This is a genomic window from Nocardioides potassii (assembly GCF_021648885.1).
GTDB lineage: Bacteria > Actinomycetota > Actinomycetes > Propionibacteriales > Nocardioidaceae > Nocardioides > Nocardioides potassii.
The window spans coordinates 859,639-874,468 of record NZ_JAKJHZ010000005.1 but is presented as its reverse complement, the minus strand read 5'-3'; the positions used below and the strand labels follow the sequence as shown (position 1 = coordinate 874,468).

The 14,830-nt window shown below is 71.4% G+C and carries 12 protein-coding genes; 5 read left to right on the top strand and 7 right to left on the bottom strand.

Annotation, left to right across the window (positions count from 1 at the left end; genetic code table 11):
* Nucleotides 1–16: 16 nt before the first annotated feature.
* The gene (locus L2K70_RS08745) at nt 17–1,981 is read right to left on the bottom strand and encodes a PAS domain S-box protein (RefSeq protein WP_236401356.1); all 1,965 of its coding nucleotides are present in this window, start codon (nt 1,979–1,981) and stop codon (nt 17–19) included.
* 128 nt (nt 1,982–2,109) lie between these two features.
* Nucleotides 2,110–5,838, bottom strand: coding sequence for a methionine synthase (gene metH / locus L2K70_RS08740; protein ID WP_236401559.1), 3,729 nt, complete (start codon nt 5,836–5,838; stop codon nt 2,110–2,112).
* A 187-nt stretch (nt 5,839–6,025) separates the two neighbouring features.
* Between metH and L2K70_RS08735 the strand changes: the two genes are divergently transcribed.
* The gene (locus L2K70_RS08735) at nt 6,026–6,871 is read left to right on the top strand and encodes a PAC2 family protein (protein ID WP_236401354.1); all 846 of its coding nucleotides are present in this window, start codon (nt 6,026–6,028) and stop codon (nt 6,869–6,871) included.
* A gap of 246 nt (nt 6,872–7,117) precedes the next feature.
* Here the strand turns inward: L2K70_RS08735 and mshC are convergent, their stop codons facing one another.
* From mshC to L2K70_RS08715, 4 genes are read right to left on the bottom strand one after another with little or no spacing between them, the layout of a single operon-like run.
* Nucleotides 7,118–8,356 carry a cysteine--1-D-myo-inosityl 2-amino-2-deoxy-alpha-D-glucopyranoside ligase gene (gene mshC, locus L2K70_RS08730; RefSeq protein ID WP_236401352.1) on the bottom strand — a complete coding sequence of 413 codons (1,239 nt, stop codon included), beginning with the start codon at nt 8,354–8,356 and terminating at the stop codon, nt 7,118–7,120.
* Between the two features lie 18 nt (nt 8,357–8,374).
* Nucleotides 8,375–9,163 carry an SCO1664 family protein gene (locus L2K70_RS08725; RefSeq protein ID WP_236401351.1) on the bottom strand — a complete coding sequence of 263 codons (789 nt, stop codon included), beginning with the start codon at nt 9,161–9,163 and terminating at the stop codon, nt 8,375–8,377.
* Nucleotides 9,153–9,734: a DUF3090 domain-containing protein gene (locus L2K70_RS08720; protein WP_236401349.1), complete on the bottom strand. Its 582-nt coding sequence runs from the start codon at nt 9,732–9,734 to the stop codon at nt 9,153–9,155. The genes L2K70_RS08725 and L2K70_RS08720 overlap by 11 nt, the downstream gene beginning before the upstream one ends.
* Nucleotides 9,735–9,744: 10 nt before the next feature.
* Nucleotides 9,745–10,488, bottom strand: coding sequence for a histidine phosphatase family protein (locus L2K70_RS08715; RefSeq protein WP_236401347.1), 744 nt, complete (start codon nt 10,486–10,488; stop codon nt 9,745–9,747).
* A 53-nt stretch (nt 10,489–10,541) separates the two neighbouring features.
* On the opposite strand from L2K70_RS08715, the gene corA reads away from it, so the two are divergent.
* Both corA and L2K70_RS08705 read left to right on the top strand, forming a co-directional pair.
* Nucleotides 10,542–11,522, top strand: coding sequence for a magnesium/cobalt transporter CorA (gene corA / locus L2K70_RS08710; protein WP_236401345.1), 981 nt, complete (start codon nt 10,542–10,544; stop codon nt 11,520–11,522).
* Nucleotides 11,519–12,742 carry an MFS transporter gene (locus tag L2K70_RS08705; RefSeq protein WP_236401343.1) on the top strand — a complete coding sequence of 408 codons (1,224 nt, stop codon included), beginning with the start codon at nt 11,519–11,521 and terminating at the stop codon, nt 12,740–12,742. Before corA ends, L2K70_RS08705 begins: the two co-directional genes overlap by 4 nt.
* Here L2K70_RS08705 and L2K70_RS08700 read toward each other — a convergent pair.
* The gene (locus L2K70_RS08700; RefSeq protein ID WP_236401341.1) at nt 12,708–13,532 is read right to left on the bottom strand and encodes an undecaprenyl-diphosphate phosphatase; all 825 of its coding nucleotides are present in this window, start codon (nt 13,530–13,532) and stop codon (nt 12,708–12,710) included. The two genes, L2K70_RS08705 and L2K70_RS08700, sit on opposite strands and share 35 nt — an antisense overlap.
* A gap of 65 nt (nt 13,533–13,597) precedes the next feature.
* Between L2K70_RS08700 and L2K70_RS08695 the strand changes: the two genes are divergently transcribed.
* Together L2K70_RS08695 and L2K70_RS08690 are read left to right on the top strand one after the other, a co-directional pair.
* Nucleotides 13,598–14,545 carry an aldo/keto reductase gene (locus L2K70_RS08695; RefSeq protein WP_236401339.1) on the top strand — a complete coding sequence of 316 codons (948 nt, stop codon included), beginning with the start codon at nt 13,598–13,600 and terminating at the stop codon, nt 14,543–14,545.
* Between the two features lie 46 nt (nt 14,546–14,591).
* On the top strand, nt 14,592–14,819 hold the full coding sequence (locus L2K70_RS08690; protein WP_179620627.1) for a DUF5703 family protein: 228 nt from the start codon (nt 14,592–14,594) through the stop codon (nt 14,817–14,819).
* The last annotated feature ends 11 nt before the right edge of the window (nt 14,820–14,830 follow it).

Here is a 14,830-nt window from a genome sequence, read left to right as displayed (position 1 = left end):
TCGCGATGCGGCTTCGTCAGCCTATCGAGGCCGCCCGCGCGTCGAGGACCCCGTCCACCGGGAGGGTGAGCGTGAACGTCGTCGGGCTGCCGGCGCGAGGAGGCGTGTACGTCACGTCTCCCCCGTGGTGCCGCGCGATCTCGCGCACCAGGTAGAGCCCGAGCCCGGTCCCGCTCGTGCGACCGCCGGTCGCGAACCGCTCGAACATCCGACCGGCCATCTCCCGGGGCGCTCCGGGACCGGCGTCGGTGACCCGCACCTCGACGAGGTCCGCGAGCAGCGCGGCGGTCACCGCGACGGGAGCCTCACCGTGGCGGAGGGCGTTGTCGACCAGGTTGTCCAGGGCCTGTCCGATGCGGACCTCGTCCGCCCGTACGACGACGCCGTGCGGCACGTCGTCGACGTCGACCCGCACGTCGGCCGACGTGGTGGCCCGCCGCGCGACCGTGCTCCACACCAGCTCCGCGATGGCCACCGGTTCGAGGCGGAACTCCATGCCGGACCGCTGCAGCTGGGAGGCCGCGGCCAGGTCGGCGCCGAGCCGACGCAGGCGTTCGGCGCTGCTGCGGATGCCGCCGACGAGCTGGTCGCGCTCGGCAGGCGTCAGGTCCTCCTCCGGCGCCTGGAGCACCAGGGCGCTGCCCTCGATGACCGCTGTGGGGGTACGCAGCTCGTGGGCCGTGACGGCCAGCAGTCGGGCCTGCTCCTCCATCGCCTCGTGCCGGTCGTCGGCGTGCCGCCGCTGCTCGGTCTGGTCGCGGGTGATCTTGGCGAAGCCGACGTGCCGCCCGCTCCTGTCGCGCACGGCCGTGATGACGACGCTGGCCCAGAACGCGGTGCCGTCCCGACGTACGCGCCACCCCTCCTCGGCGAAGGAGCCCGCTCGCAGGGCCACGGCGAGGTTGTGCTCGGGATGTCCGGTGCGCTGCTCCTCGTCCGGGTAGAACACGCGGAAGTGGCGACCCACGATCTGGTCGGCCTCGTAGCCCTTGATGCGGCGGGCGCCGGCGTTCCAGCTCATCACGACGCCGTCGGTGTCGAGGCTGAAGATCGCGTACTCCTCGACCGCGTCGACGAGGAGCGAGAAGCGCTGCTCACTGCGCCGCAGCTCGTCCTCGGCGTCGCGCTGCGCGGTGATGTCCTGCACCTGGGCGAACACGTAGAGCATCTGCCCGCTGGAGTCGCGGATGGGGACGAGGGTGACCGAGGCCGTGCGCGTGCGTGCCGACCCCCGCGGCACGGGGATCGGGTGCTCGAAGGTGGCGACGTTCGCACGCGAGGTCCGGAGCACCTCCAGCCGGTGGTCGAGGACGTCCCCCTGCCCTCCGGTGAGACGGCCGTAGTCGACGCCGACGAGGTCGGCCGGGTCGGAGGCGACGAGGTCGGCCAGGGCTCGGTTGGCGCGCACGATCGTCGCGTCGACGGTGAGCGTCGCCATCCCGATCGCTGCTCGCTCGAAGAGGGCTTGGAAGCCCTCGACGTGCTCGTCGAGGACCCGCTGCTCGAAGGCGCCAAGGTCGAGGTCCACCGCCGGACCGGACCCGACCGCACGGTCCTCCCGCGGCGTCGCGGTTGCGCCCTCCTGCGCGTCCTGCCCGGACCCGCCGCGGAGGATCCGGAGCAGGCGATCGGCGAGCTGGTTCAGCGGGATCGACTTCTCGATCAGGTCGAGCGCGCCCAGTCCACGGACCTCGGCGGTGAGGTCGGCCCCGCCGAAGCCGGTGAACATGACGACCGAGGTGTCGGGCCGCACGGCGAGGATCGTCGGCAAGGTCTCGAGACCGTCCATGGTCGGTGTGGAGACGTCGAGCAGCACCAGGTCGGGCTCGTGGCGCACGACCATCGCGATCGCGCCCTCGCCGTCCTCGGCCTCGCCGACCACGTCGAACGCGCCGGAGGCCTCGAGGCGCATCCGCACCAGCGTGCGCACGTCCGTCGAGTCGTCCACGAGCACGACCGAGACCCGAGGGGTGTCCACCACGCCGACCGACCTCCTGCTCGCGCTCCTCGTCAGGTCGGCGTCAGTTGTACCGCACACCGACCCATCCCGGACGGTTCCCGTCTTTCCTGTCCGCGATGCGCAGCGACGTATCGTCCGGGCGGCGCTGCTCAGTCCTCCGGGTCGTAGCCGAGGTTGGGCGAGAGCCACCGCTCGGCCTCGGCGAGCGTCCAGCCCTTGCGCTCGGCGTAGTCGGCGACCTGGTCGCGGCCCAGGCGGCCGACCACGAAGTACTGCGACTCCGGGTGGGAGTAGTAGAAGCCGCTGACGGAGGCACCCGGCCACATCGCCATCGACTCGGTGAGCCTGATGCCGGTGTGCTCCTCGACGTCGAGGAGCCTCCACAGGGTCTGCTTCTCGGTGTGCTCCGGGCAGGCGGGGTAGCCCGGCGCCGGCCGGATGCCGTCGTACTGTTCCTTGATGAGCCCGACGTTGTCGAGGTGCTCGTCGGGCGCGTAGCCCCACAGCTCCTTGCGGACCCGCTCGTGGAGCCGTTCGGCGAAGGCCTCGGCGAGGCGGTCGCCCAGCGACTCGAGCAGGATCGCGTTGTAGTCGTCGAGCTCGGCGCGGAACGCCTCGACCCGCTCGGCAAGGCCGTCGCCAGCCGTCACCGCGAAGGCGCCGACGTGGTCGCGCAGGCCGGAGTCCTTGGGGGCGACGTAGTCGGCGAGGCTGCGGTTGGGTACGCCGTCGCGGTGCTGGCCCTGCTGCCGCAGGTGGTGCAGCGTCGCGTGGACCTCGTCGCGGTCGGTGCCGAGGTAGAGCTCGACGTCGTCGCCCACCGAGGCGGCCGGGAAGAACCCGACCACGCCGTGGGCGCGGATCCACCTCTCCTCGATCATCGTGTCGAGCATCGCCTGCGCGTCGTCGTACAGCTTGCGGGCGGCCGGGCCGGAGCTCGGGTTGTTGAGGATGTCGGGGAAGGCGCCCTTCATCTCCCATGCGTTGAAGAACGGCTGCCAGTCGATGTACCGGCGCAGCACCGAGAGGTCGACGTCACGCAGCACGCGGACGTGCTGGGTGACGGGCGTCCCGATGACGGTCGACACCGCGTGGTCCTGCTGGAGCAGCATCTTGGGCCGGGGCGGGTGGTAGCCGGTCCAGTCGATCGGGCTCGCGTTGGCGCGAGCCTGCTCGAGGGTCACCATCGGCCGGTCGTTCTTGGACGCATGGCGCGCGCGGAGCGAGTCGAAGTCGGCCTGCACGTCGGCCATCAGCTGCTCGCGACGCTCCGGGTGCAGCAGGGCGGCAGCCGTCGGGACCGACCGCGAGGCGTCCTTCACCCAGACGACCGGGCCGTCGTACTTCTGGTCGATCTTGACCGCCGTGTGCGCGCGGGAGGTCGTCGCGCCGCCGATCAGGAGCGGGATGTCGAGGCCGAGGCGCTGCATCTCGGAGGCGAAGTTGACCATCTCGTCGAGCGACGGCGTGATCAGGCCGGACAGGCCGATGATGTCGGCACCGACCTCGGTCGCGGTGTCGAGGATCTTCTGGGCCGGCACCATGACGCCGAGGTCGATGACCTCGTAGTTGTTGCACTGGAGCACGACGCCGACGATGTTCTTGCCGATGTCGTGCACGTCGCCCTTGACGGTCGCCATGACGATCGTGCCGTTGGTGTCCTTGGACTTGGCGAGCTCGGGGTCGTTGGCCTTCTCCTGCTCGATGAACGGGATGAGGTAGGCGACCGCCTTCTTCATCACGCGGGCGCTCTTGACGACCTGGGGAAGGAACATCTTGCCGGCGCCGAACAGGTCGCCGACGACGTTCATCCCGTCCATCAGCGGACCCTCGATGACCTCGATCGGCCGCCCTCCGGCCTCGGCGATCTCGAGGCGGAGCGCCTCGGTGTCCGCCTCGACGAACCCGTCGATGCCCTTGACCAGCGAGTGCGTGATCCGCTCGCGCAGCGGCAGCTCGCGCCACTCGTCCTGGGGCACCTCGGCGTCCGCCGCCGCGACGTTGAACCGCTCCGCGATCTCGAGCAGGCGCTCGGCAGCGTCCGGTCGCCGGTTGAGCACGACGTCCTCGATGCGCTCGCGCAGCTCGGGGTCGACCTCGTCGTAGACCACGAGCGCGCCCGCGTTGACGATGCCCATGTCCAGACCGGCGCGGATGGCGTGGAACAGGAAGACCGCGTGGATCGCCTCGCGGACCGGGTTGTTGCCCCGGAACGAGAACGAGACGTTGGAGATGCCACCGCTGACCTTGGCGCCGGGGAGGTTCTGCTTGATCCAGCGGGTGGCCTCGATGAAGTCCTCGCCGTAGGTGGCGTGCTCCTCGATGCCGGTCGCGACGGCGAAGACGTTGGGGTCGAAGATGATGTCCTCGGGCGGGAACCCGACCTCGTCGACCAGGATGCGGTAGGCCCGCTCGCAGATCGCCTTGCGGCGCTCGAGGTTGTCGGCCTGGCCGTCCTCGTCGAACGCCATCACCACGACAGCGGCGCCGTACTTGCGGCACAGGCGGGCGTGGTCGCGGAACGCCTCCTCGCCCTCCTTCATCGAGATGGAGTTGACGATCGCCTTGCCCTGCACGCACTTCAGGCCGGCCTCGATCACCTCCCACTTGGACGAGTCGACCATCACCGGCACGCGGCTGATGTCGGGCTCGGCGGCGATGAGCTTGAGGAAGCGGTCCATCGCGGCGACGCCGTCGATCATCCCCTCGTCCATGTTGACGTCGATGACCTGCGCACCGGACTCCACCTGCTGCGCCGCGACGCTCAGGGCCGTGTCGTAGTCACCGTCCTTGATCAGCTTGCGGAAGCGGGCGGACCCGGTGATGTTGGTGCGCTCGCCGACGTTGACGAAGAGGCTGTCCTCGGTGATGGTCAGCGGCTCGAGGCCCGAGAGGCGCATGACCGGCTCGTGGGTCGCCGGCGCTCGGCGCTCCTTGCCCTCGACGGCCGCGGCGATGGCGGCGATGTGGTCGGGGGTGGTGCCGCAGCAGCCGCCGACCAGGTTGAGGAAGCCGGCGTCGGCGAACTCGGCCAGGACGCCCGCCGTCTGGTCGGGGGTCTCGTCGTACTCACCGAAGGCGTTGGGCAGCCCGGCGTTGGGGTAGACGCTGACGAACGAGTCCGCCAGGCGCGACAGCTCGGCGACGTAGGGGCGCATGTCCCGCGCCCCGAGGGCACAGTTGAGGCCGACCGCCAGCGGGCGCGCGTGGCGTACGGAGTCCCAGAACGCCTCGGTGACCTGGCCGGACAGCGTCCGGCCGGAGGCGTCGGTGATGGTGCCGGAGATGATCACCGGCCAGCGGCGCTCCTGCTCCTCGAACAGCGTCTCGACCGCGAAGATCGCGGCCTTGGCGTTGAGGGTGTCGAAGATCGTCTCGATCATCAGCAGGTCGGCGCCGCCGTCGACGAGGCCGCGGGCGGCCGTCAGGTAGGCGTCGGCGAGCTGGTCGAAGGAGACGTTGCGCGCGCCCGGGTCGTTGACGTCGGGCGAGATCGACGCCGTGCGCGTCGTCGGGCCGAGGGCACCGGCGACCCAGCGGGGGCGGTCGTCGGTGGCCACCTCGTCGGCGGCGGCACGTGCGAGCCGCGCGGACTCGTAGTTGAGCTCGTAGGCCAGCTCCTCGAGGCCGTAGTCGGCGAGCGACACCGCGTTGGCGTTGAAGGTGTTGGTCTCGATGATGTCAGCGCCCGCGCGGAGGTACTCCTCGTGGATCGACCGGATGATCTGGGGCTGCGTGATCGTCAGCAGGTCGTTGTTGCCGACGAGGTCGCTGGGGTGGTCGGCGAATCGCTCGCCGCGGTAGCCCGCCTCGTCGGGGCGGTCGCGCTGGATGGCCGTGCCCATCGCCCCGTCGAGCACCATGATCCGCTGGCCCATCACCTGGGTGAGGGTGTCGGTGGCGTCGGGACGGTGGTGCTGCTTCACAGGCTGCCTTCCGTGCTGGTGGAGATCCAGCGTAGGAACGGTGTCCGACACGCGGACCTGGTTCCCACATCGTGGCACCGGGCGACACCCCTCACGAAATCACGGCGGAACGCTGGTGCGTGGGTCCTAGGGTGGAGTGGTGATCGAGTTCGACGACGTGCAGGACCTCGTCTCCCCCGTGGTGATCGCCGCCTTCGAGGGATGGAACGACGCCGCCGATGCGGCCTCCGGCCTCGTCGACCACCTGATGGAGCAGTGGAAGGCCGAAGTGATCGGCGCGATCGACCCGGAGGAGTTCTACGACTTCCAGGTCAACCGGCCGGTCATCAGCACCGACGTCAACGGGCACCGTCGGCTGGCCTGGCCCACCACGCGGATCGCGGTCGCCCGGCCCGCCGAGCTGGACCGCGACGTGATCCTGGTGCGCGGCATCGAGCCGAGCATGAAGTGGCGCCAGTTCTGCGCCGAGCTCCTCGCCGCCTGCGACGACCTGAGCGCGGAGCTGGTCGTGACCCTCGGCGCGCTCCTCGCCGACACCCCGCACACGCGGCCCATCCCCGTCACCGGCACGGCGTCCGAGCCGGAGCTCGTCGACCGGCTCGACCTCGAGCAGTCCACCTACGAGGGGCCGACGGGCATCGTCGGCGTCTTCAACGACGCCTGCACGCAGCTCGACATCCCGGCCGTCTCCTACTGGGCAGCGGTCCCCCACTACGTCGCCCAGCCGCCGTGCCCCAAGGCCACGCTGGCCCTGCTCGGGCAGCTCGAGGAGCTGCTCCAGGCCCCGATGCCCCTCGGCGACCTGGTCGAGGACTCCAAGGCCTGGGAGCGCGGCGTCGACGAGCTCGCCGCCGAGGACGAGGACGTCGCCGACTACGTCCGGGCGCTGGAGGAGACCCGGGACACCGCCGACCTCCCCGAGGCCTCCGGCGAGGCCATCGCGCGCGAGTTCGAGCGCTACCTCAAGCGCCGCGACACCGACTGACCCTGCTGGGCGGTGGTCCAGCCACATTCCCAGCCTCGAGAATGTGGCTCAGCCACCGCTGCCCCGCGTTCGTACGGCGACTCGCCGGTGGGCGGTGGTCCAGCCACATTCCCAGCCTCGAGAATGTGGCTCAGCCACCGCTGCCCCGCGTGTCGTACGGCGACTCGCCGGTGGGCGGTGGTCCAGCCACATTCCCAGCCTAGAGAATGTGGCTCAGCCACCGCTCGAGCCCGCCCGAGCCGTACGTCAGAGCGACAGGCCGAGCGCCGCGTCGAGGAGGCGGTGGACAGTCGTCGCCGCGTCGTGGTCCGAGGTGTCGGCGAGCCCGGTCGTGCCGAGGGTCGCGTCGACCCACTCCTGGACGGCCGCGACGGCCGTCGGGGCGTCGAGGTCGTCGGCCAGGGCGGCCAGCACCCGCTCGACGACGGGAGCCGAGTCGGCACCGTGGCCGAGCGCGAGGGCGCGGCGCCAGTCGGCGAGCGTGTCGACGGCGTCCCAGAGCTGGTCGTCGGTCCACTCCCAGTCGCTGCGGTAGTGGTGGCGCAGCAGGACGAGCCGGATCGCCATCGGGTCGACGTCGCTCATCCGCAGCGCGGAGACGAAGACCAGGTTGCCCTTGGACTTCGACATCTTCTCGCCGTCGTAGGCCACCATCCCGGCGTGCGCGTAGGCGCGGGCGAACCGCTCCCCCGGGTGCGCGACCTGGGCCTCGCCGGCCGACATCTCGTGGTGCGGGAAGACCAGGTCACTGCCGCCGCCCTGGACGTCGAAGGCGGTGCCGAGGTGGTGCAGCGCGATCGCGGAGCACTCGATGTGCCAGCCGGGCCGGCCCGGACCCCACGGGCTGGGCCAGGACGGCTCGCCGGGACGCTCGGCGCGCCAGAGCAGGCAGTCGAGCGGGTCCTTCTTCCCCTCGCGGTCCGGGTCGCCACCGCGCTCGCCGAAGATCTCGAGCATCGACTCGCGGTCGAGGTGGGACACCGCGCCGAAGGCGTCGTCGGCGGTGACGGAGAAGTAGAGGTCGTCCTCGACCTGGTAGACCGCGCCGGTCTCGTCGAGGCGCTCGATCAGCTCGATGACCTGCGGGATCGACTCCACCGCCCCCGTGTAGTGCGCGGGCGGCAGGACGCGCAGTGCCTCCATGTCGTCGCGGAAGAGCTGGGTCTCGCGCTCGGCGAGCTCGACCCAGTCGACGTGGACCTTGGCGGCCCGCTCGAGCAGCGGGTCGTCGACGTCGGTGACGTTCTGCACGTAGGTGACCTCGTGGCCGGCGTTGCGCCACGCGCGGTGCAGCAGGTCGAAGCCGACGTAGGTCGCGGCGTGCCCCATGTGGGTCGCGTCGTAGGGCGTGATGCCGCAGACGTACATTCGCGCCGCACCCTCCGGACGCGTCTCGACGATCTCGTCGCTCGCGGTGTCGTGGATCCGCACCGCGGGGGCCGTGACCGGCAGTCGGGGAACGTCGGGGGACGACCAGGCGCGCATGGGCGGCAGCCTATCCGGCTAGAAGGGAGGCCACGGGATCACGGGGTACGCCGACGAGGCCGGGGCGGGGAACGTCCCGCGGTCGAGCAGCCGGGTGACCCGCCGCTTCGTGACCGCGACCTCGTCGCGGGTCAGCAGCCCCGCGAGCCTCGCTCCCAGGTCGTCGTCGAGGGCCGTGGCCAGACGCCGGAGCCCCTCGGCCTCCTCGTCGGTCACGGGTTCGCCGACGAAGCCCCACAGGACGGTGCGGAGCTTGTTCTCGACGTGGAAGGTCAGCCCGTGGTCGACGCCGTGCCGGTGCCCGTCCGCCATCGGCAGGACGTGGCCGCCCTTGCGGTCGGCGTTGTTGACCACGACGTCGAACAGCGCCATCCGGCGCAGCTCGGGAGAGTCCTCGTGCACGAGCGACACCGGCTCGTCGTGGGCGTCGAGGCCGTCGAAGACGTGACGGAAGCCGCCCGGGACCTGGCCCTCGCGCACGATGTCGACGGGGTCCTGGTCCTCGACCTCGTCGCGCCACAGCTGCACCATGCCGGGACCGTGCGGCCCGTCGCCCAACACCGTCGGGGGTACGACGTCCCAGCCGAGCGCCTCCGAGACGGCGTACGCCGCCACCTCACGGTTGGCGAGCGTGCCGTCGGGGAAGTCCCACAGCGGCCGCTCGCCCGCGATGGGCTTGTAGACGACGCGGACGCCGCCGATCTCGCCGACGAACGTCGCGTTGGAGGCCGGCAGCACCCGGCCGTGCAGGGTCAGCTCGCCGGTCGGGAAGTCGCGCGGGACCAGCGGTGAGGTCTCAGGGGTCACGGCGCCGGAAGCCGTTGGCACGGACACACAGGTGGCCGTCGGGGTCGATGGGCTCGCCGCAGAACGGGCAGTCGGGCCGGCCGGCGCCGACCACGGTGCGTGAGCGCTCGACGAACGAGCGGGCCGCGGCCGCGGTGATCCTGACGAGGAAGATCTCCTCGGGCTCGGGCTCGAGCAGGTCCTCGAGGTCCTCCTGCAGCTGCTCGGGCGACACCACGGCGGCCTCGGTGAACGGGAAGACCTCGATCACGACGCGCTCGTCGCTGCTGTCCCACGACAGCGTCATGGTCCCGGCGCGGAACTCCTCCTGGATCGGCTGCTCGAGCGGCTGGCCGTCGACCATGTCGCGCGGGGCGATCGCCGGGATGAGCACGTCGCCCGCGGCGCCCATCAGCTCGTCGAGGAGCTCGTCGATGCGCTCGGCCAGCGCGGAGACCTGCTGCTTCTCCAGCGAGACGCTGACGATCCGGGTGCCCTCACGTGCCTGGAGGAAGAAGGTCCGCGAGCCGGGCTCGCCGACGGTGCCGGCGACGAAGCGCTCGGGTGGGTCGAAGCGGTGCACGACGGGCATGTCACTCACCCTAGGACGTCGCTGTCTGGGTCGACGGGGTGCCCGGTCCTGCTCCCCCGCCCACCATGGCGTCGCTCGACGTGGCTCGGCGGCGCGACGACTTCTTCGCGGCCTTCGCGGGCGTCAACCACGACAGGTCGCCGCCATGGGTGTTGGTGCCGAGGACGAACGGCCGCGACTCGGTGTAGCGCACGACGGACACCGAGGCCGGGTCCACGTGGATGCGCTGGAAGAGGTCGAGGTGGGTGCCGAGCGCGTCGGCGAGGATCGACTTGATGACGTCACCGTGGCTCACCGCGAGCCAGACCGCGTCGTCGCCGTGCTCGGCGGCGACGCGGGCGTCGTGACGGCGGATGGCGGCGACCGCCCGGTCCTGCATGGCCCGCATCGACTCACCGCCCGGGAAGGCGGCCGCGGACGGCTGCGCCTGCACGGTCTTCCAGAGCTTCTCCTTGGCCAGGTCCTTCAGGGCCCGGCCCTGCCACTCGCCGTAGTCGCACTCGGAGAGCTGCTTGTCGGTGCTCGCCCGCAGCGGCGACGCCTGTCGCGCCGTGACCTCCTTGCACGTCTCGCGGCACCGCTCGAGCGGGCTGGTGACCGCCGCGGCCAGGCGGACTCCGGCGAGCCGCTCGCCGACGGCGACCGCCTGCTGCACGCCGGCGTCGTCGAGGTGGACTCCTGGCGTGCGACCGGCGAGGACGCCGGCCGTGTTGGCCGTCGAGCGGCCGTGTCGGACGAGGATGACCGTGGGCACGGATGCGACCCTACCGAGGCCGTGATGAGCGTCGGGGGCACTAGCCTGACGACGTGATCGTCGACAACGCCCTCTACCACTCGGGCAAGCGGGTGCCCATCGCCGGCGACGACGACCAGAGCCTCGGCTATGCGCGCGTTCCGTGCGACCCGGGCGACTTCCAGTGGGTCGGCATCCACGACCCGAGCGACGAGGAGCTCGAGCTCGTCGCGCGCACCTTCGACCTGCACCCGCTGGCCGTCGAGGACGCCGGTGACTCCCACCAGCGGCCCAAGCTCGAGCGCTACGGCGACACGCTCTTCCTCGTGCTCAAGACGCTCTGGTACGTCGACGAGGAGGACGCGGTCGAGACCGGCGAGATCAACATCTTCGTCGGCAAGGACTTCGTGGTGACCGTGCGCCACGGCGAGGGCGTGGACCTGTCGTCGTCCCGCCGCGACGTCGAGGACCGGGCCGGAGTGCTCGAGCACGGACCGATGGCCGTGCTCTACGCGATCTGCGACCGGGTGGTGGACGAGTACGAGAAGGTCGGCGCCGCGCTCGAGGAGGACGTCGACGAGGTCGAGGTCTCCGTCTTCTCCGAGGCGCGCACGGACGACTCCAACCGGATCTACGTCCTCAAGCGCGAGATCGCGGAGGTGCGTCGGGCGGTCCTGCCGCTGCGCGAGCCGATGCGGAAGTTCGCGATGGGCCTGCACCCGGCCATCTCGACGGACACCGCGACGTACTTCCGCGACGTCTCCGACCACCTGCAGCGCGTCGCCGACGTCATCGACAGCCTGGACCAGCTCCTGTCCACCGCCTTCGACGCGCACCTCGCCCGGATCTCGATCCAGCAGAACGAGGACATGCGCAAGATCTCGGCCGGTGCTGCGCTGGTCGTCGTGCCGACCCTCGTCGCCGGGGTCTACGGCATGAACTTCGACCACATGCCCGAGCTGCACTGGACCTACGGATACCCCTACGCGCTCCTGCTGATGGCCGCGATGGTGGGCGGTCTGTTCGTCTGGTTCAAGAAGTCCGGGTGGCTGTGAGCCGACCGTCCGCCTGGCGCGTCGTGTGGTGGTTCGGCTTCGTCAGCCTCTTCGCGGACATGGTCTACGAGGGCGCCCGCTCGGTCTACGGACCCCTGCTCGCCGCGCTCGGCGCGTCCGCGCTGGTCGTCGGTCTCGTCACCGGCGCGGGCGAGGCCGTCGCGCTGGTGCTGCGGCTGGCCTTCGGCCCGATCGCCGACCGCACCGGTCGCTACTGGTCCCTGACGATCCTGGGCTACGGCCTGACCGCGGTGTGCGTGCCGCTTCTCGCCCTGGCCCCCCGCCTCGGCGCCGCCGGGCTCGCGTTCGGCGCGACGATGATCCTGCTCGAGCGGCTCGGCAAGGCGGTCCGCTCGCCGTCGAAGTCGGCCCTGCTGGCACACGTCGCCGCGGCGGTCGGCCGCGGCCGCGGCTTCGGCGTGCACAAGGCGCTCGACCAGGTGGGCGCCTTCGCCGGACCGCTCCTGGTCGCGGGCGTGGTCGCGGTCAGCTCGATCTGGACCGGCATGGCCGTGCTGGCCGTCCCGGGCGCGATCGCGATGGTGCTGCTGCTGGTTCTCCGGGCGCGCGTCCCCGACCCGTCGGCGTACGACGAGACCGCGACGGCCCCGACGGCACCTGCCGAGCGCCGCGGCTGGTGGGCCGAGGCGGTCGGTGCGGGCCTCTCTGGCGACTTCTTCCGCTACGCGGTCGCCGCGTCGTTGACGACCGGCGCGCTCGTCACCTTCGGCATCATCGGCTACCACCTCACGGTCGAGGGGCTGCTCCCCGTCGCCGCGGTCCCGGTGGTGTACGCCGCCGCGATGGCGGTCGAGGCGGTCGCTGCCCTGGCCGTCGGCTCGGTCTACGACCGCACGGGGCCACGGGTCCTCCTGGTGGTGCCGGTGCTCGTGGCGCTGGTGCCCGCCCTGGCCCTCGGGTCGGCCCTCGTGGCCGTCCTCGTCGGTGTCGCCGCGTGGGGCTTCGCCCAGGGCGTGCAGGACTCCACCATCAAGGCCGTCGTCGCCGAGCTCGTCGAGGCCCCGCGGCGCGCGACGGCCTACGGCGTCTTCGCCGGCATCCAGGGGTTGCTCGCCATCGTCGGCGGGGTCGGGGCCGGCTGGCTCTACGAGCGGTCGCTGGTCGCCCTCGTGGTGGTCGTCGCGATCACGCAGGTCGTGGCGCTGGCGCTGCTGGCCGACACCTTCAGGCGGTCAGCACGCCTGCGCCGAGCAGGATGAGCGTCGCAGCGCCGAGCAGGACGCGGTAGACGACGAACGGCGTGTAGGAGCGGGTGCTGACGTAGCGCAGCAGCCACGCGATGGCGGCGTACCCCACGACGAAGGAGACGACGGTCGCGGTGATCGTCGGGCCCCAGCCGAAGTCGTTGTGGCCGTGCGGGATCTCCTTGAGCTCGAACACGCCGGCGCCGACGACGGCGGGGATCGCGAGCAGGAAGGCGAACCGGGTCGCGGCCTCGCGGTCGAGGCCGAGGAATCGGCCCATCGAGATGGTCGCACCCGACCGAGAGACGCCCGGGATCAGCGCGAGTGCCTGCGCGGCACCCAGCAGCACGGCGTCCTTGAGGGTGATCTTCCCGAGCGAGCGGTCCGTGCGGCCGACGCGGTCGGCGACGCCGAGCACGATGCCCATCACGATGAGCGTGGTACCGATGATCCAGAGGTTGCGGAAGTCGCGCTCGATGACGTCCTTGAGCAGCACGCCCAGCACGACGATCGGCAGCGAGCCGATGATGATGTACCAGCCCATCCGGGAGTCCATCGTGCCGCGGTGCTCGGCGCGGAACACCGAGCGCACCCACGCGCTCGCGATGCGCCAGATGTCCTTGCGGAAGTAGATGAGGACCGCGAGCTCCGTGCCGATCTGGATGACGGCCGTGAAGGCGGCGCCCGGGTCGCCCCAGCCGAACAGCTCGGGGAAGATCCGCAGGTGCGCGCTGCTGGAGATCGGCAGGAACTCGGTGAGCCCCTGGATCAGGCCGAGGACGACTGCCTTGAGGAGATCCGTCACGGGTGGTGAGCCTACGGGCGCGTCCCTGCAACCAACCTGGAGGGCGCGTGGATACGCTCGCGTCCATGCAGCAGCGTTCGCTCGGCGCCACCGGACTCAAGGTCTCCCGGCTCGGCCTGGGCACCATGACCTGGGGTCGCGACACCGACGAGCACGAGGCGCGCGACCAGCTGATCGCCTTCGCCGAGGCGGGCGGGACGCTCCTCGACACCGCGGCCGGGTACGGCGACGGGGCGAGCGAGGAGCTCATCGGCACCCTGCTCGGCGACGTCGTCGCCCGCGACGAGGTGGTCCTGGCGACCAAGGCCGGCATCTCGCGTCGTACGGGCGAGCGGGTGACCAACACCTCGCGCGGCACCCTGCTCACCACCCTCGACGCGTCGCTGAAGCGGCTCGGTGTCGACCACGTCGACCTGTGGCAGGTGCACGTGTGGACCGACGAGACGCCCGTCGAGGAGACGCTGAGTGCGCTCGACCTCGCCGTGACGTCCGGCCGCGCGTCCTACGTCGGCATCTCCAACTACACCGGGTGGCAGACCGCGCAGGCCGCGACGTGGCAGCGCGCCGTGCCCGGCCGCGTGCCGCTGGCCTCCACCCAGGTCGAGTACTCCCTGCTCAACCGCCACGTCGAGCACGAGGTCGTGCCCGCCGCGCAGGCGCTCGGCCTCGGCGTGCTGCCGTGGTCCCCGCTGGGTCGCGGCGTCCTGACCGGCAAGTACCGCACCGGTACGCCGTCGGACTCGCGTGCCGCGACCGAGCACTTCGCCGGCTTCGTCGGCGCCTACCTCGACGAGCGCGGCCGGAGCATCGTGGAGGCGGTCGCGCGGGCTGCCGACGGGTTGGGCTGGTCCCCGCTCGAGGTGGCGCTCGTGTGGGTCCGCGACCGGCCGGGGGTCACCTCCCCCATCGTCGGTGCCCGCACCGCCGCCCAGCTCGACGGCGCCCTGGGCGTCGAGGAGCTGTCACTCCCCGCCGAGATCGTCGACGCCCTCGACGACGTGTCGGCGGAATAGTCCCCGGCCCGTCCCCGTTCGACCCCTGTCATCGAGAGGAGAACCCGTGGCCAGGATCCAGCGGCGCCCACCCGGGCGTGGTGTCGAGTGGGAGTTCGAGACCCTCGTGCTCCCGAAGGACTTCTCGCGCAACGTCGTCACGCGGGTGCTCGTCGAGCGCGCGGAGCACGGCGGCTGGGAGCTCGACCGGCTGCGGATCGGCAACGACGGCAAGCGGCGCGTCGTGCTGCGCCGCAAGATCATCCGCCAGCGCCTGACGCTCTTCGCCGGCTGACGCTCCTGAGC